Raw genomic sequence first — 18,297 nt, forward strand, 5'->3', positions numbered from 1 at the left:
CCGCCACGGCGCCCGGCGCGGGCCACGGGGCGGCCGTCGGTCAGACGTCCTCCCACCGGTCGCCTCCCCGCTCGCTCGCTCCGTCCCCCGGTGCGCTCAGGGTCTCACGCTGCGTGGGCCCTCGGCGACAGCCGGCGGCTCCGCCACGCCCGGTCCGCCCGTCCGGCCCTCGACCATGCCGAGCACCGCGCGGGCCGTCGGCTCCGGGGCCTCGAGCATCGCCACGTGGCCGACGCCGTCGAGGAGCAGGAGCCGGCCGTCGGGCACGGTCGCGGCCAGCCGGGGGGCGAGCGCCGGGTCGACGAGCCGGTCGCGGCCGCCCCAGACCACCAGGACGGGCATCCGCAGCCCCCGGGCGGCCCGCCAGGCGTTGGCCGGGCCGAGCCGCAGGTAGGAGGTGATCAGTCCGCGCATGCTGCGGGCCAGGGCGCGGTCGGCCCACGGCTGCTGGGCCCGCTCGTACATCTCCCGGACCGCCTGCTCCAGCCGCTCCCGCGGCACCGCGGCCGGGTCGCCGAAGCACATCCGCACCATCGACCGGACGTTCTCGTCGGGCGGGACGGCGGCCAGCCGGCGCTCGGCGAGCGCCGGGACACCGGGGACCAGCAGGAGCAGCAGCGCCCGGCTGAACGCCGGAGGCACCCGGTACACCGGCATGGCCGGGGAGACCAGCGTCAGCGTCGCCACGAGGTCCGGGCGCAGGGCCGCGGCCAGCAGGCTCACCAGGCCACCGAGCGAGTTGCCGACCAGGTGCACCGGGTGACCCTGGCCCGGGCCCGGCTCGGCGACGACGTGCTCGAGGACGTCGACGACGGCGCGGACGTGGCCGCGGATGGAGTACCGGCCGCGAGCCGGGGGGCCCGACCGGCCGAACCCGGGCAGGTCGACCGCCCAGCCGTCGAACCGGACCGCGAGCAGGGCCGCGAGGTCGGTCCAGTTGGTGGAAGCGCCACCCAGGCCGTGCACGTAGAGCGCCCGCTCCCGCGGCGCGTCCGCCCCCGCGCCGTCCTCGACCGGGCCCCTCCACGGCGTGCGGCGCACGAACACCTCCCCGCCGCGCACCGGCACCCCGACCCCCGGCCACGGCGGCACGACGGAGCCCAGCACCGGCAGGGGGGTCGGGGAGAGCGCTGCCTCGGACATCACCCTCGACGGTAACGCTGCGTACCCATCGGTCGAGCGCGGCACGAACCCGTCGGTAGCATCCCCCCTGCCATGCAGCCTCCACAGCCCGCCGCGGTCAACCGGCGCACCTCCCGCCTGCCGCGCGGTGCACGCCGGCTCCAGCTGCTGCGCGCGGCCCAGGACGTCTTCGTCGCGCACGGTTTCCACGCCGCGGCGATGGACGACATCGCCGTCCGCGCCGGGGTGAGCAAGCCGGTGCTTTACCAGCACTTCCCCGGCAAGCGCGAGCTCTACCTGGCGCTCCTGGAGGAGCACGTCACCGAGCTGGCCCGCCGGGTGGCAGAGGCCATGGGCGGCACCGCCGACAACCGGGCCCGGGTCGACGCCGCCGTCGGCGCCTACTTCGACTTCATCGACGCCGACGGCGAGGCTTTCCGGCTGGTGTTCGAGTCCGACCTGCGCAACGACGACGACGTGCGCGCCATCGTCGACCGCGGCACCGCGCTGTGCGTCGAAGCCATCGCCGGTGTCATCGCGGCCGACACCGGTGCGGACCCCGAGCGCGCCCTCCTGCTGGCCTCGGGCCTGTCCGGGCTGGCCGAGAGCAGCGCCCGCTGGTGGCTGCCGCGGAAGGGCACGGTGACCCGCGACGAGGCGGTCTCGCTCATGTCCGCGCTGGCCTGGCGCGGCATCTCCGGGTTCCCGCGCGTGGACGGCGACCAGCCCGCTCCCTGAGGAGCTGCGTTCGCTGACGGCGCACCCGCTCGCCGGGTGCCGGCGGGGCGGTCTGCACTAGCGTTGGGGCCAGTCGCGCAACGAGGAGGCATCGCCCACGTGGAAGTCAAGATCGGCGTCCAGCACTCGCCCAAGGAGCTGGTCATCGACAGCCCCAGGACCCCCGACGAGATCGCGGCCGAGGTGGCCAAGGCCATGTCGGGCTCGACCAAGGACGGCCTGCTCACCCTGGTCGACGAGCGGGGCCGCCAGGTCCTCGTCCCCGTCGACCGCATCGCCTACGTGGAGATCGCGCAGGCCGACCAGCGCCGCGTCGGGTTCATCGCCGGCGCCTGACCCAGGCCGCCCGGACGGGGCGTCACCGCACCGCGGTGGCGCCCCGTCGTCGTGCTCGGGGTCGCGACCGGTGCCCCCGCGGGGCCAGGGCCTCCCCACGGAGCGCCTCGGTGTCAGGGGTTGAGCCCGAGCGCCTTCATCCGCGCCGTGTGCGCCTGGGTGATGCGCTCGATGAGCCGGCCGACGCCCGAGAGGTCGCCGGTGCCGGAGATGATGAGCTCGGCGAGCGGGTCGTGCTCGGCGATGACGGCCTGCGACCGGGTCATCGCCTCGCCCACGAGCCGCCGCCCCCACAGCGCCAGCCGGCCGGCGACCGACCGGTCGGCGGCGATCGCGGCGCGCACCTCGCGGACGGCGAAGTCCGCGTACCCCGTGTCGGCGAGCACGTCGAGCACCAGCCCGCGGTCGGGTTCGGGCAGGAAGCCGGCGATCTCGCGGTAGAAGTCGGCGGCCAGGCCGTCGCCCACGTAGGCCTTCACCAGCCCCTCCAGCCAGGTGCTGGGGCGGGTGCTCTCGTGGAAGGTGTCGAGCGCGGAGACGAACGGCTCCATCGCCGCCGACGGGTCCACCCCCAGCTCCTCCAGCCGGGCGGTGAGCCGGAAGTGGTGCCCGATCTCGGCCGCGGCCATCCGGGCGAGCGCGGCCCGGCCGGTGAGCGAGGGCGCCATGCGGGCGTCCTCGGCCAGCCGGTCGAAGGCGGTCAGCTCGGCGTAGGCGAGCACCCCGAGCAGGTCGGCGACCGCCGTGTTCTCGACCGGTGGCACGGCATCTCCTGGGCTCGGCGACGGGGGTGCCGGCCGCCCCCGACGAGTGATGCACCCGACAGCGGGGAGCGCGGCGCCGAGAGGCTAACCGGTGCTCGCGCTAGCATGGGAATCGGCGAGCCTCCGGGCACGCTCGTACATCTGCGCGCTGACGACCGCTGGACGACGCCCCCCGGGCTGTCTCCCGGGCCGTGGCGAGGTCCGGTTCTGCTGGCCGCGTCGGCGCTGGAACCGATCCCGCGACACCAGACCCGGGACGGGCGCGAGGCGGCGACACCGCTGCCGCAGCCGGTCCCCCAGCAGACCAGAGGCGAGACCACTGACCTCCACCGACCAGAACCCCACCACCGCACCCGAGCTGGAGCACGCCGAGACCGGCGCGCCCGCCCCCGAGGAGCTCGAGCAGGCCGTCGAGGAGCTCGGCGGCGCCCCCGTCGCCGCCGACAGCCCGCTGTTCAGCGACTTCGACGTGCACCCCGACATCGTGGCCGCGCTGGCCGACGCCGGGATCACCCGCACCTTCGCCATCCAGGAGCTCACGCTGCCCCTGGCGCTGGCCGGCAACGACCTCATCGGCCAGGCCCGCACGGGAACCGGCAAGACCCTCGGCTTCGGCGTCCCGCTGCTGACCCGCGTGACCCCGCCCGCCGAGGGCGCCGACGGTGTCCCGCAGGCGCTGGTCGTCGTCCCCACCCGCGAGCTCTGCGTGCAGGTCGCCCGCGACCTGGGCACCGCCGGCAGCAAGCGCGGCATCCGCGTGCAGGCGATCTACGGCGGCCGCGCCTTCGAGCCGCAGATCGAGTCGCTGCGCAACGGCGTCGAGGTCGTCGTCGGGACGCCGGGGCGGCTGCTCGACCTCGCCCAGCGCGGCGACCTGATCCTGGGCAAGGTGCGGGTCCTCGTCCTCGACGAGGCCGACGAGATGCTCGACCTGGGCTTCCTGCCCGACATCGAGCGGATCCTCGCGATGGTCCCCGAGAAGCGGCAGACCATGCTGTTCTCGGCGACGATGCCGGGCCCGATCGTCACCCTCTCCCGGTCGTTCATGACCCAGCCCACGCACATCCGGGCGCACGGCAACGACGAGGGCTCGACGGTCCCGCAGACCACGCAGTTCATCTACCGGGCGCACAACCTGGACAAGCCCGAGCTGCTCTCCCGGGTGCTGCAGGCCCGCGACCGCGGCCTGGCCATGGTGTTCTGCCGCACCAAGCGCACCGCGCAGAAGGTCGCCGACGAGCTGGTCGACCGCGGGTTCGCCGCTGCCGCCGTGCACGGCGACCTGGGCCAGGGCGCCCGCGAGCAGGCGCTGCGGGCCTTCCGCAGCGGGAAGGTCGACGTCCTGGTCGCCACCGACGTCGCCGCCCGAGGCATCGACGTCACCGGCGTCAGCCACGTCGTGAACTACCAGTGCCCCGAGGACGAGAAGACCTACGTGCACCGCATCGGCCGGACCGGCCGCGCCGGCAGCACCGGTGTCGCGGTCACCCTGGTCGACTGGGACGACATCCCCCGCTGGCAGCTGATCGACAAGGCGCTCGACCTGGGCTTCACCGACCCGCCGGAGACCTACTCCACTTCGCCGTGGGTCTACACCGACCTGGACGTCCCCGAGGGCGCCAAGGGCCGGCTGCCCCGCTCCCAGCGCACCCGTGAGGGCCTGGAGGCCGAGACGCTCGAGGACCTCGGCGAGACCGGCAAGCGCAACCGCCCCGCCGGGGGTGGCTCGCGTCCCGCCGACGACGACCGCCCGGCCGACGGCGGCAAGAGCCGGCCGCGGCGCCGCACCCGGCGCAGCGGGGGCGGGAGCGCCGACGCCACCGGTGACGCCGCCCAGCCGGACGCGCCCGCCGCGACCGACGCCCCCGCCGCCGAGGGCGGGAGCGCCAAGCCGCGCCGCCGGCGCCGCCGGCGCGGCGGTGCCGGGCGCGGCGGAGCGGCCGCCGAGGGCGCGGCGACGGGCGCCGACCCCGCGAGCTGACCCACCCCGCGATGGCACGGCTGGAGTCCCCGCCGCTGCGGGTGTGGGTCTGGGCGGCGGCCACGCTGGCGCTGGTCGCCGTCGCCGTCCTGCTGTGGCGGGGTTCCGACGCCGCCGCCACCTCCAGCACCACCGCTGCGCCGGCCGACGTCCCCCCGGGGCCGCCGGCCGGCGCCGTCTCCGAGGCGTGGACCACCGAGGCCGACCCGCTCCACGGCGGCGTCGTCGCCGAGGGCCGGGTGCTGGTCGGCTCCCCGCAGGGTGTCCGGGGCCTGGACCCGCTGAGCGGCGAGGAGGCCTGGCACTACACCCGCGAGAACGCGGTGCTGTGCGGGGCCACGGTGACCGACGGCGTCGTGGTCGCCGTGTTCCGCACCGCGGACCGCTGCGACGAGGCGGTCGCCCTCGACGCCGGCACGGGGGTGCGCGCCTGGACGCGCAACGTGAACTTCCGCCCCGGGGTGACCCTCGGCTCCACCGACCGGATCGTGCTCGCCGCCACCCCGACGGGCATCGTCACCCTGGACCCGGCCGGCGGCGGCATCCGCTGGCGGTACGTCCCCCCGGACGGCTGCGAGCTGCTGCAGTCGGCCGCCGGCGACGCGGGCGTGGCGGTGCTGCAGCGGTGCGCCGGCTCCACCGACCCCCAGCTGCGGCTGGTGGACGGTTTCGACGGCGACCTGCACTGGGCCCGTGACCTGCCGGCGGGGGGAGGCACCCCCGAGCTGGTGGGAGCGGACCTGCCGGTCGTCGTCCGGGTGGACGACGAGGTGCAGCTGCTGTCCGCCGCCGACGGCTCGCTGCTCACCACCCTGCCCGCCGAGCCCGGCGCGGCGGTCCGGCAGGTGGCCACGGACCCCGCCCTGCTGGTCCTCGCCGCGGGCACGCTGACGGCGGTGGAGCCGGGGTCCGCGCGCCCGCTGTGGTCCACCCCGGCCACCGGCCTGCCCGCGGGTCCGGACACCGCGGACGGCACGCCGGCGCTCCCCGTCCCCACCTCCGACGGGCTCCTCCACCTCGACCCCGCGACCGGAGCGGAGTCCGGCCGGACCGCTGCGCCCGCGCTGCCCGACGGCGCGGTGGCCGCCGTCGCCGGCCCCGCGGTGGTGCTCGCGCTGCCCGGCGAGGTCCGCGCCTACCGCTGAACGCCACCGGTGCGGCACGCCCGGCGCCGTGGTAGTTCACTGGGCACATGGTCCTGCCCGGCGGCCCCGATGCCCACGCCCTGTCCATCGCCATCGCGCCCGACGACCTCCGCCAGCTGGCGCAGCACGACGCCGTCCCGCGCACCTTCGAGGGCGGGGCCGGGCCGCTGGCCGCCCTGGACACCGGCGGCAGCGCCGCGCTCGGCACGGTGCTGATGGTGGCCGGCTACACGGGTAGCAAGGAGGACTTCGCCCCGCTGCTGCGCCCGCTGGCCGCCGCCGGCTACCGCGTGGTGGTGCTGGACCAGCGCGGGCAGTACGAGTCCCCCGGCCCGGACGACCCGGCGCAGTACTCGGTCGAGGTCCTGGGCGACGACGTGCGCGCGGTGGCACGCGTCCTGCGCGAGGAGGCCACCGGGCCGCTGCACCTGCTGGGGCACAGCTTCGGCGGGCTGGTGACCCGGGCCGCCGTCATCGCCGAGCCGACGCTGTTCACCACGTTCACGCTGCTGGGCTCGGGCCCCTCGCGGCTCACCGGCCGCCGGGCCGAGCTGCTCGACCACCTCGGCCCGCTGCTGGACGCCGGCGGGGTACCGCTCGTGCACGAGACCCTCGAGCAGGTGGCGATGACCGACCCGAAGGCGCAGGCCGTGCCGGCGCCGACCCGGGCGTTCTACTCCCGGCGCTTCCTCCGCAACTCCGCCGCCGGGCTCCGCGGCATGGCCGACGCGATGCTGGCCGAGCCGGACCGGGTGGAGGAGCTCCGGGCCACGGGGGTGCCGGTCCTGGTCGCGCACGGCGAGGCCGACGACGCCTGGCTGCCGCACGTGCAGGCCGACATGGCGCGGCGGCTGGGCGCCCGGCACGAGGTCATCGACTTCGCCATCCACTCCCCCGCCGTCGAGAACCCGCCGCGCACCATCGAGGTGCTGTGCGACTTCTGGTCCGGCGCCGGGGAGCGGTCGTGAGCCGGCTGGCGCCGCTGCCCTCCCCCGCGGACTGGACCGAGGAGGAGGACCGGCTCGGCTTCTTCGGCCCGGGCAGCGTGACCTGGCGGATCCACGGTGACCCGGCCTACCACGTCGGCGCGATGGGCTCGCTGATGCTCCAGGCCCTGCACCCGGTGGCGATGGACGGCGTGGCGCGGAACTCCGCGGGTTTCAAGGACGACTGGTGGATGCGCATGACGCGCACCGGTCAGTACATGGAGACGGTCGTCTTCGGCCGGCGGACCGAGGCCCGCCGGATGGCCGCCCGCGTGCGCGGCTACCACCGGAAGCTGTCGGGCGTCGAGGAGACGACCGGCCGGGCGTACCGGGTCGACGACCCCGACCTCCTGCTGTGGGTGCACGCCTGCGCCGTGCGGTCGATCCTGACGACGGCGCGCCGGGCCGGCGTGGCGCTGTCGGAGGCCGACGCCGACCGCTACGTGGCCGAGCAGGTGGCCTTCGCCCACCTCGTGGGGGTGCCGCTGGGGACGGTGCCCCGCTCGGTCGCCGAGCTCGACGCCTACTTCGAGGTCATCCGGCCGTCGCTGGCCGCCACCCCGGCGGCCCGGAAGGGTGTCCGGGACCTGTTCCTCCCGCCGATGCCCGGGTGGCTGCAGGTGCTCACGCCGGCCCGGCCCGTGTGGGGTGGCCTGGCCGGGCTCTGCTTCGCGCTGCTGCCCGCCTGGGCCCGGCAGCTGTACTCGCTGCCCGGGCTGGCGCTCACCGACGCCGCGGCGACGGCGGGGGTGAAGGCGTTCCGGGCCGGGTTCCTGGCGCTGCCCGAGCGGGCGTACCGGTCACCGATCGTGCTGGCCGGTCTCGCTCGCACCGCGGGCTGAGGGGCCGGCAGCAGCGGGACTCCGGGTCACGCCCCGTCGTCCTCGGGGAGGAAGCTCCACGGCTCGCGGGCGGGACCGGCGGCCTGGCCGGCGGGGCAGCTCGACCGGAAGTCGCACCAGCCGCACTGCCGCCCCGGCACGGCCGGGAAGGCGGCGTCGGGGTCCGCGCCCGCGGCCACCGCCTCGCTCGCCGCCTGGATGTCGATCGCGACGTCCTCGGCGCGCCGCACGTGGTTGGCCAGCGACCGCTCGGTGTGCTCGAAGGCGGCGACCGTGCCGGTGGGCACGTGGTGCAGCTCCACCCGGGTGCAGGGCCGACGCAGGGTGCGGCGGACGGCGAGGACGTAGAGCGCCAGCGCCTGCGAGCCGCGGGCCTCGTCATCGGTGCTCGGCGAGCGGCCGGTCTTGTAGTCCACGACCACCAGTTCGTCGCCGCGCTCGTCGATGCGGTCCACCCGCCCCGAGAGCGTCATCCGCTCGGTCATCGTGCTGACCGTGCGCTCCCGTGCGCGGGGCTCCTCGGTGGGGTCGACGCGGGCCAGGTAGTCGGTGAGCCAGCCGGCCGCCCGCGCCCGCCAGCGGTCGGACTGCTCGTCGTCCCGGAAGCCGGCCGGGCTCCACGCGCCGATGAGCAGCTGCCGCGCGGCGCCGGGGGTGCGGCGCTCGACCGGCAGGTCCCACCACGCGGAGAGCACCTGGTGCAGCGCCGTCCCCACCGTGTGGTGGGCGAACCGCGGGCCGCGGGGCGGGGTGGGCCGGTCGACGTTGGCGAACCGGTAGCGCCGGGGGCAGTCGGAGAAGTCGCCGAGCGACTTCGGGGAGGCGCGCAGCAGCCGGCGCGGCATGCCGGGCAGGACCGCCTGCCCGCCATCGGTGGGGTTGCGCATGCCGGTCACGGTAGCCGCGGGGGGCGACGTGCCCGCCTCAGTCGCGCCAGGGCGCGGCGCCGGTCCCGGCCGCCACCAGGCGCTCGTACTGCCCGGGGTCGGTCGTGCAGGCGCCGAGCGGCGTCTGCTTGTTGGTGCCGTGGTGGTCGCTGGAGCCGGTGACCAGCAGGCCGAGGTCGGCGGCCAGCCCGCGCAGGTGCGCGCGCTGCCCGGGGGTGTGGTCGGGGTGGTCGACCTCCAGGCCCAGCAGCCCGGCCGCGGTCATGGCGGCGATCGCGTCGTCGTCCACCACCCGGCCGCGCTTCGTGGCCAGCCCGTGGGCGAACACCGGCACGCCGCCGGCCGCCCGGACCAGGGCGATCCCCTCCCGGACGTCGGTGTCGGCCTTGCTCACGTAGTAGGGGCTGCGGTGGTGCAGCAGCCCGGCGAACGCCTCCTCGACGCTGCGCACCACGCCGGCCCGGACCAGCGCCCCCGCCACGTGCGGCCGCCCGACGACGCCGCCGGCGGCCTGCTCGACCAGTTCGGCCCAGGAGACCGGGTAGCCGTCGGCGGCCAGCGCCGCCACGATCCGCTCCGCGCGGCCCAGGCGCTCGTCGCGCAGCCGGGCCCGCTCCGCGGCGAACGCCGGGTGCAGCGGGTCGAAGAGGTAGCCGAGCAGGTGCACGCTGACCGGCGGCTCGTCCGCGGGGAACCAGCGGCAGGACAGCTCCATGCCGGGGACGACGGTGAGCCCGGCGGGACGGTGCGCCTCCGCCGCCGCCCACCCCGCGGTCGTGTCGTGGTCGGTGAGCGCGACCACGTCGAGCCCCGCCGCCCGCGCAGCGGCGAGCAGCGCGGCGGGGTCGTCGGTGCCGTCGGACACCGAGGAGTGCGTGTGCAGGTCGATCCGCATCACGGCTCAGCCTGCCCCACACCGGCCGGCGCCACTCGGTGGCGGCCCGCTCACGGCTCGCGCGGCCGGATCTGCGGGAGGGGTTCGGTGTCCCGCCGCCCGCCGGTCGCGACCGGTCCGGCCGGGGGCGGCGCCTCCGGGTTGCCCTCGTCGTCGCCGGACGAGGCGCTGCCCCAGTCGCTGCCGAACAGCAGGCCGCTGACCTCGCGGTACAGGTCACCGGCGCGCGGCAGGAAGGTGATCTCCGACAGCCCCTGCTGCTGCCCGGCCGACTCGAAGCGGAAGGTCCCGTAGCCGAGGATCTGGCCGAAGAACGTCTCCTTCCACGTCAGGTCGGTGATCCGGCGCAGCGGCAGCAGGGTGACGGTGCGGACGATGACCCCCGAGGTGAGCAGCACCCGCCGCCGGCTGACGATGAAGTGCCGGAACCACCACTCGCCGACGCGCAGGGCGTAGGTGAGCACCGCCGCCAGCACGACGAGCATCCCGACCGTGCTGGTCACCCGGTTCTCCGGGTCGAGCACCAGCAGCCAGCCGCCGGCCAGCAGCACCGGCAGGAACTTCAGGGTCGGCACGATGAGCACCGCCCAGTGCCGGCGCGTCACCACGACCGCGTCCTCGTCGTCCAGCAGGTACTTCCGGACGTCCTTGGCGGCCCGGGTCGGCAGCCCTTCGGGGGCGCTCACGGGCTCAGACGAGGGAGCCGACGAACTGCGCGAGGGAGGAGGCGGCGTCGCCGAGCGCCTCGCCGGCGTTGCGCACCAGCTGCGCGGAGGACTCCGGCGCCTGGATCACGTAGAAGAGGACGAAGGCGACGACCAGCCAGGTGAGGACCTTCTTCAGGTTCACCGCCACCTCCGTGGTGTGGGGAAGGCGGCCCGGGTGCCCGGGCCGGCAGGAGGGCCCGCCGGGTGTGCGGCGGACGCGTTCGTCCCATGAGTAACACAGGCCCCACGGCCGACCCACCCGACGCGCCGGTCGCCGGCGGCCGGTCCGGTTCCGGCCCGGGCGGGGTCAGCGGCCGGGCAGCAGGTGCTCCCCCACCGGCCCCAGCGGCAGGTCGGGGTAGATGCGTTCCCGCAGGTCGAGCAGCCGGAGCGGCTCGACCAGCAGCCAGGCCGCGTTCATCGGCCACATCACCAGCCACAGCCAGACCCCGTAGGCCTCCCCCACGAACGCCGCCCGGTCCTCGCGGGTCGGCACCGCCCACAACGGGGCGTGCTGACCGGCGGCCTCGACGCCGACCGAGCTCGGCCCGGAGATCACGTCCCCGGGGTCGAGCCCGGGGAGGCCGGCGTACCCGCACCCCACGCCGGTGCCGGGCTCCTCGGCCACCAGCACCAGTTCGGCGGCGCCCCCGAGGGGCGCCGGACCGGCGCAGTCGACGACGATGGCACGGGCACCCGGTTCGCCGCCCCAGGCCAGGCCGGTGACGGCCCACCCCGACGGCATGGGGTCGGGCACCCACGCCGGCACCCGGGCGTCGGCGGTGACGGCGGCGATGGCGTCGTGGGCGACCAGCGCGGTGTGGTGCAGCGGGGTGACCGCGCCGTGCAGGTGGCACCAGGCGTGCGCCGCGGATCCGTGGCGGACGACCAGTGGCTCACCGCAGCGCGGGCAGACCGGCGACGCACTCATCGGGGACACGGTCTCGGGAGCGGCGCGGATCGTCAAGCGCAGCCGCCGCCCGGCACCGGCGGCCTGCGTAACCTGCGGGCGTGACCGCCGCCGATCCGCCGGCGGTGCCGTGCGTCGGCGCCGTCGTGCACGACCGGGACCGCCGCCTGCTGCTGGTCCGCCGGCGCAACGAGCCAGGGCGGGGCCTGTGGTCGCTGCCCGGGGGCCGCGTCGAGCCCGGCGAGACCGCGGCCGGCGCCGTGGAGCGGGAGGTGCGCGAGGAGACCGGGCTGCGGGTGCGGGCCGGCGCGGAGGTGGGTCGCATCCGCATCGAGGGCGGTGCGGTCGTCTACGACGTCGTCGACCTCGCCTGCACCCTCCTGGACCCCGGTGCGCGGCCGGTGGCCGGGGACGACGCGGCCGACGCCGTCTTCGCCGACGCCGCCACCCTCGCCGGCCTGCCCTGCACGCCCCGGCTGGTGGAGACGCTGCGCGGGTGGGGCGTGCTGCCGGACTGACCGGGCAGCGCGCCCCACCGGCCTCAGCTCAGCCGCGGGGCGCGGGCTCCGGGCGGCCGGGCTGCTCGCCGCCGCGGGCCTCGCCGTAGGAGCGCTTGGGCACCATGACCTTGCGGCGGAAGATGCAGACGACGGTGCCGTCCTGCTTGTAGCCGATGGTCTCGACGTGCACGACGCCGCGGTCGTCCTTGGACTTGGACGGCGTCTTGTCCAGCACCGTGGTCTCGCCGTAGATGGTGTCGCCGTGGAAGGTCGGGGCGACGTGCCGCAGCGACTCGATCTCCAGGTTGGCGATCGCCTTGCCCGAGACGTCGGGGACGCTCATGCCCAGCAGCAGCGAGTAGATGTAGTTGCCGACGACCACGTTCTTGCCGAAGTCGGTGGTCTTCTCCGCGTAGTTGACGTCCATGTGCAGCGGGTGGTGGTTCATCGTCAGCAGGCAGAACAGGTGGTCGTCGTACTCGGTGACGGTCTTCCCGGGCCAGTGCTTGTAGACGGCCCCGACCTCGAACTCCTCGTAGTACCGACCGAACTGCATGTGCTCGCTCCCGACGTCGACGCTCCAGAACGGCGTGATCCTACGGAGGGGGCGCCGCCCGCTCCCGCGGGCGCCCGGTCACAGCAGCTCGAGGACCGGGCCGATCTCCTGCGTGGCGTACCAGCCGAGCTCGTGCCCCTCGGCCTGGTCGACGACGAACTGCGCGTCCTCGCCGCCGAGGTCGGCCTCCAGGACGACGGCGACCGCGGCGCGGACGTCCTCCTCGGCCTCGGCGTCGTCGAGGTGCGCGCTCGCCACCTCCTCGACCCGGATCTCGTGCTCGAGGCGGGCCGCGCCCGGGTCGACGTGCGGGTCGTCCATCGGGGTCACCGCGGCGTCGGGCACGTCGGCGGCGAGCACGGCGCGGCGGCGGACCGCCAGCGGGTCGAGGTCGAGCAGCCGCAGGCTGGCGCGCGCCGCGGCGAGGAGGGCGGCGTACTCGAGTTCCTCGGTGTCGGCCTCCGCGTCGCTCACCGCGTAGAAGCGGCGCAGCTCGGGGGTGATCGCGAAGACGGTCTGCGGAGCGGGCAGCCGCCCCTCGTCGACCAGGGTGCGGAGCACGTTCGTCGTCGCCGGCAGGTACACGCGCACCCGGTCGACCCCCTTCGTCGGTGGAAGGTCGACCGTAGCCGCCGGCTCAGGTCGAGGTCTCGACCAGCCCCGCGACCTCCTGCTCGATGAGGTCGGCGAGCACCTCGACGTCGCTGACGCTGTCCCGGTCGGCGTTGAGGCCGAAGAACACCGTGCCGTCGTAGGAGGTCATGCCGATCGAGAGCCCCTGCCCCCGGGCCAGCGGCACGACGGGGAAGACGTCGAGCACCCGGCCGCCGGCGGCGTACAGGGGCACCTGCGGGCCGGGCACGTTGGTGACGACGAGGTTGAACAGCCGCCGGGAGAGCCCGCGCGCGGCGCGGGCGCCGAGCGCGTGCAGCGTCGAGGGGGCGAAGCCGCTCAGCGCGATCAGGCTGTCCGCGCCGACCGACCGCCCGTGCTGGGTCATCCCGCGCATGGCGTAGGTCAGGCGGGCGAGGCGGACCCGGGGGTTGGGCTCGCCGACCGGCAGGTCGACCAGGTGGGAGGTGACCTGGTTGCCGCCGGTGCCGTCCTCGTCCTGCACCGACACCGGCACGAGGGCGCGCACCGACGTGCCGCCGACCAGCGGCTCGCCGCGCGAGAGCAGCCACTCCCGCAGCGCACCGGCGACGACGGTGAGCAGCACGTCGTTGACCGTCCCGCCGTGCGCCTTGCGGACCCGCTTGAGGTCGTCGAGATCGGCGCAGGCCACCGCGACCCGGCGCTGCCGCCCGATCGGCGCGTTCAGCGGGCTGTGCGGCGCCGGGAGGATCGCCGAGCGCGCCGTGCGCACCAGCCCGCCGGCCACGCCACCGATCCGCACGGCGGTCGCGTGCGCGTCGGTGACGGCGGAGCGGGCGAGCTCCACGAGCGAGGACGGGCGGCGCCGGTAGTCCTCGAAGGCCGCCCACACCAGCTCGGCACCGGACGGCGACCGCCGGGGCCGCCACTCGTCCGGCTCGGGCACCGGCGCGTCCGGGGAGACGTCGAGCAGCACCTGGCCGATGTCGACGGCGCCGAGCCCGTCCACCAGCGCGGGGTGGGTCTTGGTGACCACCGCGACCCGGTCCCCCTCCAGCCCCTCGACCAGGTAGGCCTCCCACAGCGGGCGGCGGCGGTCCAGGGGGCGGGACATCAGCCGGGAGACCAGGTCGAGCAGCTGCCGCTCGGTCCCCGGCCGCGGCAGCCCCGACCGGCGCAGGTGGTAGGTGATGTCGAACTCGGGGTCGTCCACCCACACCGGGTTGGCGAGGTGCCCGGGCACCTCGGCCACCCGCTGCCGGTACCGGGGCACCAGGGGCAGCCGCGCCTCGACCAGGGCCGCCAGCGCGTCGAGCCCGCCCGGGGGCGCCTCGAGGACGAGCACCCCGCCGACGTGCATGGGCGTGCCGGGCTCCTCCAGGTAGAGGAAGGAGGCCTCCAGGGTGCCCAGCCGCTCGACCATCGTTCTCCTCCCCGCGCGGTCCCTCACGCTACGACGCGGACGGCGATCGGGACAGCCCGCGGTCAGCCCGCCCGCCGGCGGCGGAGCGCGGCGCGCCGGCCGGCCGCGGGGGCGGGCACGCCGGCCAGCTGGGCGGCGAGCGCGCGCAGCTCCGCCCGCAGGGGCGAGCCGGTCGCCGCCTCGGCCAGGGTGCGGCCGGCCGCGAGGGCGGCATCGGTCGCGCGCCGGTCCGCCGGGAGGAAGGACCGGGGGCGCCGGCCGGTGAACCGCTCCAGCGCGTCGCCGATCTCCTGGCGCGGGTCGCCGGGCACCGGCCCGCGGCGCAGCTGGTTCACCACGAGCACCGGCTCGACATCGGGCAGCACGTCGCGCAGCTGGTCCAGTGCCCGCACGCACCGTTGGAGGGCGACCGGGTCGGCCCCCGAGACGCACAGCACCGTGTCCGCGTGCTCGAGGACGGCGAGGGTGGCGCCGTTGCGGCGCGGGGCCGCGGTGTCGTAGGAGAGCTCCTCGTCGTCCTCCACGCCGAAGGAGCAGTCGACGACGGTGAGCTGCGCGAGGTGGCGGGCCTCGCCGAGGACCGCGGCCACCGCGGCGGGGCGGAGCTCGGGCCAGCGGTCGGCGCGGGCGAGACCGGTGAGCACCCGCAGGTCCGGCCGGACCGCCCACGCCAGCGAGGCGAGCGCCCTGGCGTCCAGCGTCCCGAGGCCGGCCTGCCGGGCCGCGCCGGCGAGCCCGGGCGACTCGTCGAGCAGCCCGAGCACCTGGGCGACCACGCCGCCGTGGACGTCGGCGTCGACCAGCAGGGTGGGCACGCCCAGCCGGGCCGCCTCGTCGGCCAGGCCGACCGCGACCGTCGTCCGGCCCGGCGCGCCGGTCGCGCCCCACGCGGCCACCACGCGGCCCCGCTCCCCCGGCGGCCGTCCCGGCTCCGGGGGCCGCGAGGGCGCCGGGAGCGCCGCGCGGAGGTCGGCGACGTCGTGACCGGGCAGCGGGGCGCCGGCGACCGCGTCCCGCAGCGCCTCGGCGATCAGCTCCGGGTCCGCGTCGGCCGGTAGCACCCGGGCGACGCCCAGTCTGCGCAGCCGCTGGGCCGCTGCGTCGTCACCGGGCTCGACCAGACCGACGACCGCGACGCCGGCGGCGTGCAGCCGGGCGACCGCGTCGCCGTCCAGCCGGCGCAGCTCCGCCGACAGCAGCGCCGCCTGACCGGTGCCGGTGGCCGCGGCCGCGAGCAGGTCGGAGACGTCGACGCAGCGCCGGACGACGGTGACCCCGTGGTCGTCGCGGTCGAGCGCACCGACGAGCGCGGACTCCCAGCCCGCGCCGGTGACGGCGGTGAAGACCTGGAGCGCCATCAGCCGGTCGGCCCGGTCGGCGCCGCGACCGCGCTGCCGTCCGCCGTCGCGCCGGCGGGGTGGGCGACGACCACGAGGGGGCGCCCGGCGATGGACGCCAGGACGCCGGCGGCCTCACCGGCCGCCACGCCGACCACGACCTGCACCGTGGTGGTCGGCGTCGACAGGACGCCGTCCGCGCCGCCCGACACCGCCTGCACGGGTGCCGCGCCGACGACCAGGCCCACGCTGCCCAGGTCCGCGCCGGTGGCGCCGGCGGCGGGGTCGGCGACGGCGTACACGTCGACCACCTGCCCGCGGCGCAGCCCCGGGGGCACGTAGCCGGCCTGGACCGGCAGGGCGAGCTGGACCAGCTCCGACGGCTCCTCGAGGGCGGAGCGGGGCAGCAGCTCACCGGCCCGCACGCCGCGGGAGAGCTCGCGGCCCTCGGGGCGGGTGCTGCCCGAGAGGTACTTCTCGGCCGCGTCGTCGAGCCGGACGTCGACGACCACCAGGTCGTCGGCGGTCAGGACCGTCCCGGCCGCGAGGTCGGCAGCAGCGCTCCAGACCGGCACGGTGGCGTCGGCGGCGCCGACCACCCGCGCGCCGAGGAGCACCGAGGCGAGCACGAGCAGCACGCCGAGCACCAGACGGAGGTCCAGCCAGCCGGGGGGCCGGACCCGCCGCGGGGTGGGCCCGGCCGGCAGCTCGGTGGCGCCGGGGACGGCGCCCGGGGTCCGCACGGCGCTCACGCGACCTCATCTCTGCCGGCACGCCGCCGGCCCGGTCGGGTGCGCCGGCCCGCGGTGCGGGCCGTCGGCGGCGTTGGGACGCCGATGATGCGGTATGCGTGCGAACTCGTGCATCCGCCGTCCACACGTTCGGGTGTGGACGGCCGCCACGGACCACCGGCACGGCTGACAGACTGGGCCGCGAACGGACGGAGACACCGATGCCCACGCCCCGCTTCCTGACCCTCGACGACGTCGCGGAGATCCTCAACGTCTCGTGGTCGCAGGCCTATGCGCTGGTGCGCCGCAAGGAGCTGATCGCCATCCAGATCGGCGGGCGCGGCCAGTGGCGCGTCGAGGTGGACGAGCTCGAGCGCTTCATCCAGCAGAAGTACGCCGAGGCCCGCGCCGGCACCGTGCCGCCCGAGCCGGCCGCCGGGTCCGCCGCCACCGCCGACGCCGCCGAGCAGCGCGGCTGACGGCTCACTCCCACCCGGGCGCCAGGGTGCGCACCACGGCGACGGCGTCGACGACCACCGCCGAGACCCGGCGCACCGCCCCCGCGCGACGGGGCTCCTCCGCCGCGTGCTCGGCCACCTCCACGTAGTCGGCGCCCACCCGGTCGATCGTCCCGGTCAGCCGCGTCCCGTCGTCCAGCAGGAGCTGGACGGCGCTGCGGTCGCGCGCCAGCCCGCGCAGCGCCCGGCGCAGGTCCAGCCGGGCCCGAACCGGCCCCGGCTCGCCGGCCGCCGCCGTCCAGCGCCCCAGCCCGTCCACCGCCCGGACGGCTGACACGGCCACCAGCTGGTCGCGGCCCTGCTCGTCGGCGAGCAGCAGCCAGTCGCTCCCCTGCGCGGCGAGCACCCCGCGGACCCGGCCCGCCCCGCGGCACGTCACCACGAGCTCCGCGCCGAGCGATCCCCCGATCCGGTCGGCCAGCCGCACCGCGCCGAGCTCCGCGCGGGCGCGCGAGGCCCACTCCGCCCGGTCCTGCGCGTCCTCCGCGGCCTCGAACTGAGCCTGCAGGTCCGCGAACAGCTGCTGCCACCGCATGCCGGACAGCCTAGAACGATGCACGTGCTTGCGTTTGACCGTATTTGCTTGCTTTAGTGCTGCGACGTCAACGTTGAGGAGGGCCGGTGTCGGTGCGACGACTGCTCGGGACGGGTGCCGGCATGGGCGGCGCCGCCGTCGTGCTGGCCGTGCTGGCCCCGGCGCCGGCCGCCTCGCTGTCCGCCCTCGCCGCCGCCCAGCGCACGGCCGACACCGCGGGCCCCGACGTCCTGGTCGCGCACCTCGTGGGGGTGCTCGCATGGGCGGTGTGGGGCTGGGGGGCGCTCGGCCTCGCGCTGACCGCGGGCTCGGCGCTGCCCGGAGCGAACGGCGCGCTCGCCGCCAGGGCACTCCGCGGCGTGCTGCCCTCCGGCGCCCGGCGGGCCGCCGCCCTCGTCCTGGGTCTCGGGCTGGGCATCGCACCCCCGCTCCCGGGAGCGGTGCTACCGGGACCGCCGGCCGCGCCGGCCGCCGCGGCCGAGGAGGTGCCCGCTCCCCCGACGCCGTCGTCCGCCGTCCCCGACTGGCCGCCGGCTCCGGCGCCCCCACCGGACGCCGCCGCACGCACCGTCCCCGTGCCCGACCGGCCGCCGGCGACGGCACCCGGGGAGCACGTCGTCCTGCGCGGCGAGTGCCTCTGGCGCATCGCCGAGGACCACCTGGCGGGCACGCGGGGGCGGACGCCGTCGGACGCCGAGGTGGCGAGCGCCGTCACGGCCTGGTGGCACGCCAACGCCGAGGTGATCGGCCCCGATCCCGACCTGCTGCTCCCCGGCCAGGTGCTCCGACC

The 18,297-nt window shown here is 76.7% G+C and carries 22 protein-coding genes; 9 read left to right on the forward strand and 13 right to left on the reverse strand.

Translation table 11 applies throughout. The features are described 5' to 3' along the window. Positions 1–96: 96 nt before the first annotated feature. Complete coding sequence (locus E9565_RS18155; RefSeq protein ID WP_236836286.1) at positions 97–1,143, reverse strand: alpha/beta fold hydrolase; 1,047 nt, start codon at positions 1,141–1,143, stop codon at positions 97–99. 72 nt (positions 1,144–1,215) lie between these two features. On the opposite strand from E9565_RS18155, the gene E9565_RS18160 reads away from it, so the two are divergent. Then, positions 1,216–1,860: a TetR/AcrR family transcriptional regulator gene (locus tag E9565_RS18160; protein WP_236825812.1), complete on the forward strand. Its 645-nt coding sequence runs from the start codon at positions 1,216–1,218 to the stop codon at positions 1,858–1,860. 99 nt (positions 1,861–1,959) lie between these two features. Beyond that, positions 1,960–2,196: a DUF3107 domain-containing protein gene (locus tag E9565_RS18165; protein WP_236825813.1), complete on the forward strand. Its 237-nt coding sequence runs from the start codon at positions 1,960–1,962 to the stop codon at positions 2,194–2,196. 113 nt (positions 2,197–2,309) lie between these two features. Here the strand turns inward: E9565_RS18165 and E9565_RS18170 are convergent, their stop codons facing one another. Next, complete coding sequence (locus E9565_RS18170) at positions 2,310–2,960, reverse strand: ferritin-like fold-containing protein (RefSeq protein WP_236825814.1); 651 nt, start codon at positions 2,958–2,960, stop codon at positions 2,310–2,312. 469 nt (positions 2,961–3,429) lie between these two features. On the opposite strand from E9565_RS18170, the gene E9565_RS18175 reads away from it, so the two are divergent. From E9565_RS18175 to E9565_RS18190, 4 genes are read left to right on the forward strand one after another with little or no spacing between them, the layout of a single operon-like run. Then, positions 3,430–4,941 (forward strand): DEAD/DEAH box helicase, encoded by a 1,512-nt coding sequence (locus tag E9565_RS18175; protein ID WP_236836288.1) that lies wholly within the window; start codon positions 3,430–3,432, stop codon positions 4,939–4,941. 11 nt (positions 4,942–4,952) lie between these two features. Beyond that, positions 4,953–6,086: a PQQ-binding-like beta-propeller repeat protein gene (locus E9565_RS18180; protein WP_236825816.1), complete on the forward strand. Its 1,134-nt coding sequence runs from the start codon at positions 4,953–4,955 to the stop codon at positions 6,084–6,086. 47 nt (positions 6,087–6,133) lie between these two features. Continuing rightward, on the forward strand, positions 6,134–7,054 hold the full coding sequence (locus tag E9565_RS18185) for an alpha/beta fold hydrolase (RefSeq protein WP_236836291.1): 921 nt from the start codon (positions 6,134–6,136) through the stop codon (positions 7,052–7,054). Next, positions 7,051–7,914, forward strand: a complete 864-nt coding sequence (locus E9565_RS18190; RefSeq protein WP_236825818.1) for an oxygenase MpaB family protein — start codon at positions 7,051–7,053, stop codon at positions 7,912–7,914. The genes E9565_RS18185 and E9565_RS18190 overlap by 4 nt, the downstream gene beginning before the upstream one ends. A gap of 26 nt (positions 7,915–7,940) precedes the next feature. Here the strand turns inward: E9565_RS18190 and E9565_RS18195 are convergent, their stop codons facing one another. From E9565_RS18195 to E9565_RS18215, 5 genes are all read right to left on the reverse strand, one after another. Next, on the reverse strand, positions 7,941–8,801 hold the full coding sequence (locus tag E9565_RS18195) for a PD-(D/E)XK nuclease family protein (protein ID WP_236825819.1): 861 nt from the start codon (positions 8,799–8,801) through the stop codon (positions 7,941–7,943). A 37-nt stretch (positions 8,802–8,838) separates the two neighbouring features. After that, entirely contained in the window at positions 8,839–9,696 is an 858-nt protein-coding gene (locus E9565_RS18200; protein WP_236836294.1) for a PHP domain-containing protein, read from the reverse strand. A gap of 50 nt (positions 9,697–9,746) precedes the next feature. Then, a complete protein-coding gene (locus E9565_RS18205; protein WP_236836296.1) occupies positions 9,747–10,382 on the reverse strand; it encodes a PH domain-containing protein in 636 nt (211 codons plus the stop codon). A gap of 4 nt (positions 10,383–10,386) precedes the next feature. After that, a complete protein-coding gene (locus tag E9565_RS18210) occupies positions 10,387–10,545 on the reverse strand; it encodes a hypothetical protein (protein ID WP_236825822.1) in 159 nt (52 codons plus the stop codon). A 165-nt stretch (positions 10,546–10,710) separates the two neighbouring features. Continuing rightward, a complete protein-coding gene (locus E9565_RS18215) occupies positions 10,711–11,334 on the reverse strand; it encodes a DUF6758 family protein (protein WP_236825823.1) in 624 nt (207 codons plus the stop codon). A gap of 80 nt (positions 11,335–11,414) precedes the next feature. Here E9565_RS18215 and E9565_RS18220 point away from each other — a divergent pair, with 80 nt between their 5' ends. Next, positions 11,415–11,831 carry an NUDIX domain-containing protein gene (locus E9565_RS18220; RefSeq protein WP_236825824.1) on the forward strand — a complete coding sequence of 139 codons (417 nt, stop codon included), beginning with the start codon at positions 11,415–11,417 and terminating at the stop codon, positions 11,829–11,831. 28 nt (positions 11,832–11,859) lie between these two features. Here the strand turns inward: E9565_RS18220 and E9565_RS18225 are convergent, their stop codons facing one another. The 5 genes from E9565_RS18225 to E9565_RS18245 all read right to left on the reverse strand — a co-directional run bounded on the left by E9565_RS18225 (position 11,860) and on the right by E9565_RS18245 (position 16,475). Then, complete coding sequence (locus tag E9565_RS18225; RefSeq protein ID WP_236825825.1) at positions 11,860–12,369, reverse strand: MaoC family dehydratase; 510 nt, start codon at positions 12,367–12,369, stop codon at positions 11,860–11,862. 78 nt (positions 12,370–12,447) lie between these two features. Continuing rightward, positions 12,448–12,960, reverse strand: coding sequence for a hypothetical protein (locus E9565_RS18230; RefSeq protein ID WP_236836297.1), 513 nt, complete (start codon positions 12,958–12,960; stop codon positions 12,448–12,450). Positions 12,961–13,006: 46 nt separating this feature from the next. Further along, positions 13,007–14,386 carry a wax ester/triacylglycerol synthase family O-acyltransferase gene (locus tag E9565_RS18235; protein WP_236825827.1) on the reverse strand — a complete coding sequence of 460 codons (1,380 nt, stop codon included), beginning with the start codon at positions 14,384–14,386 and terminating at the stop codon, positions 13,007–13,009. Positions 14,387–14,448: 62 nt separating this feature from the next. Then, positions 14,449–15,744, reverse strand: coding sequence for a chromosome partitioning protein (locus E9565_RS18240; RefSeq protein ID WP_236836299.1), 1,296 nt, complete (start codon positions 15,742–15,744; stop codon positions 14,449–14,451). Beyond that, positions 15,744–16,475, reverse strand: a complete 732-nt coding sequence (locus E9565_RS18245) for an SAF domain-containing protein (RefSeq protein WP_236836301.1) — start codon at positions 16,473–16,475, stop codon at positions 15,744–15,746. The genes E9565_RS18240 and E9565_RS18245 overlap by 1 nt, the downstream gene beginning before the upstream one ends. A gap of 200 nt (positions 16,476–16,675) precedes the next feature. Here E9565_RS18245 and E9565_RS18250 point away from each other — a divergent pair, with 200 nt between their 5' ends. Next, positions 16,676–16,933 carry a helix-turn-helix domain-containing protein gene (locus E9565_RS18250; RefSeq protein WP_236825830.1) on the forward strand — a complete coding sequence of 86 codons (258 nt, stop codon included), beginning with the start codon at positions 16,676–16,678 and terminating at the stop codon, positions 16,931–16,933. A gap of 4 nt (positions 16,934–16,937) precedes the next feature. Here the strand turns inward: E9565_RS18250 and E9565_RS18255 are convergent, their stop codons facing one another. Beyond that, a complete protein-coding gene (locus tag E9565_RS18255) occupies positions 16,938–17,507 on the reverse strand; it encodes a hypothetical protein (protein WP_236836303.1) in 570 nt (189 codons plus the stop codon). Positions 17,508–17,593: 86 nt separating this feature from the next. On the opposite strand from E9565_RS18255, the gene E9565_RS18260 reads away from it, so the two are divergent. Next, positions 17,594–18,297, forward strand: a 704-nt coding sequence (locus E9565_RS18260; protein ID WP_236836305.1) for a LysM peptidoglycan-binding domain-containing protein, incomplete at its 3' end; no start/stop codon positions are given.

This window comes from Blastococcus sp. KM273129 (assembly GCF_021698995.1).
GTDB lineage: Bacteria > Actinomycetota > Actinomycetes > Mycobacteriales > Geodermatophilaceae > Blastococcus.

Excerpts from the sequence above, each read along its gene's own strand:
- E9565_RS18155 (WP_236836286.1), bottom strand. The coding sequence starts at position 1,143 with ATGTCCGAGGCAGCGCTCTCCCCGACCCCCCTGCCGGTGCTGGGCTCC.
- E9565_RS18160 (WP_236825812.1), top strand. The coding sequence starts at position 1,216 with ATGCAGCCTCCACAGCCCGCCGCGGTCAACCGGCGCACCTCCCGCCTG.
- E9565_RS18180 (WP_236825816.1), top strand. The coding sequence starts at position 4,953 with ATGGCACGGCTGGAGTCCCCGCCGCTGCGGGTGTGGGTCTGGGCGGCG.
- E9565_RS18185 (WP_236836291.1), top strand. The coding sequence starts at position 6,134 with ATGGTCCTGCCCGGCGGCCCCGATGCCCACGCCCTGTCCATCGCCATC.
- E9565_RS18195 (WP_236825819.1), bottom strand. The coding sequence starts at position 8,801 with ATGCGCAACCCCACCGATGGCGGGCAGGCGGTCCTGCCCGGCATGCCG.
- E9565_RS18200 (WP_236836294.1), bottom strand. The coding sequence starts at position 9,696 with ATGCGGATCGACCTGCACACGCACTCCTCGGTGTCCGACGGCACCGAC.
- E9565_RS18215 (WP_236825823.1), bottom strand. The coding sequence starts at position 11,334 with ATGAGTGCGTCGCCGGTCTGCCCGCGCTGCGGTGAGCCACTGGTCGTC.
- E9565_RS18225 (WP_236825825.1), bottom strand. The coding sequence starts at position 12,369 with ATGCAGTTCGGTCGGTACTACGAGGAGTTCGAGGTCGGGGCCGTCTAC.
- E9565_RS18235 (WP_236825827.1), bottom strand. The coding sequence starts at position 14,386 with ATGGTCGAGCGGCTGGGCACCCTGGAGGCCTCCTTCCTCTACCTGGAG.
- E9565_RS18240 (WP_236836299.1), bottom strand. The coding sequence starts at position 15,744 with ATGGCGCTCCAGGTCTTCACCGCCGTCACCGGCGCGGGCTGGGAGTCC.
- E9565_RS18250 (WP_236825830.1), top strand. The coding sequence starts at position 16,676 with ATGCCCACGCCCCGCTTCCTGACCCTCGACGACGTCGCGGAGATCCTC.
- E9565_RS18255 (WP_236836303.1), bottom strand. The coding sequence starts at position 17,507 with ATGCGGTGGCAGCAGCTGTTCGCGGACCTGCAGGCTCAGTTCGAGGCC.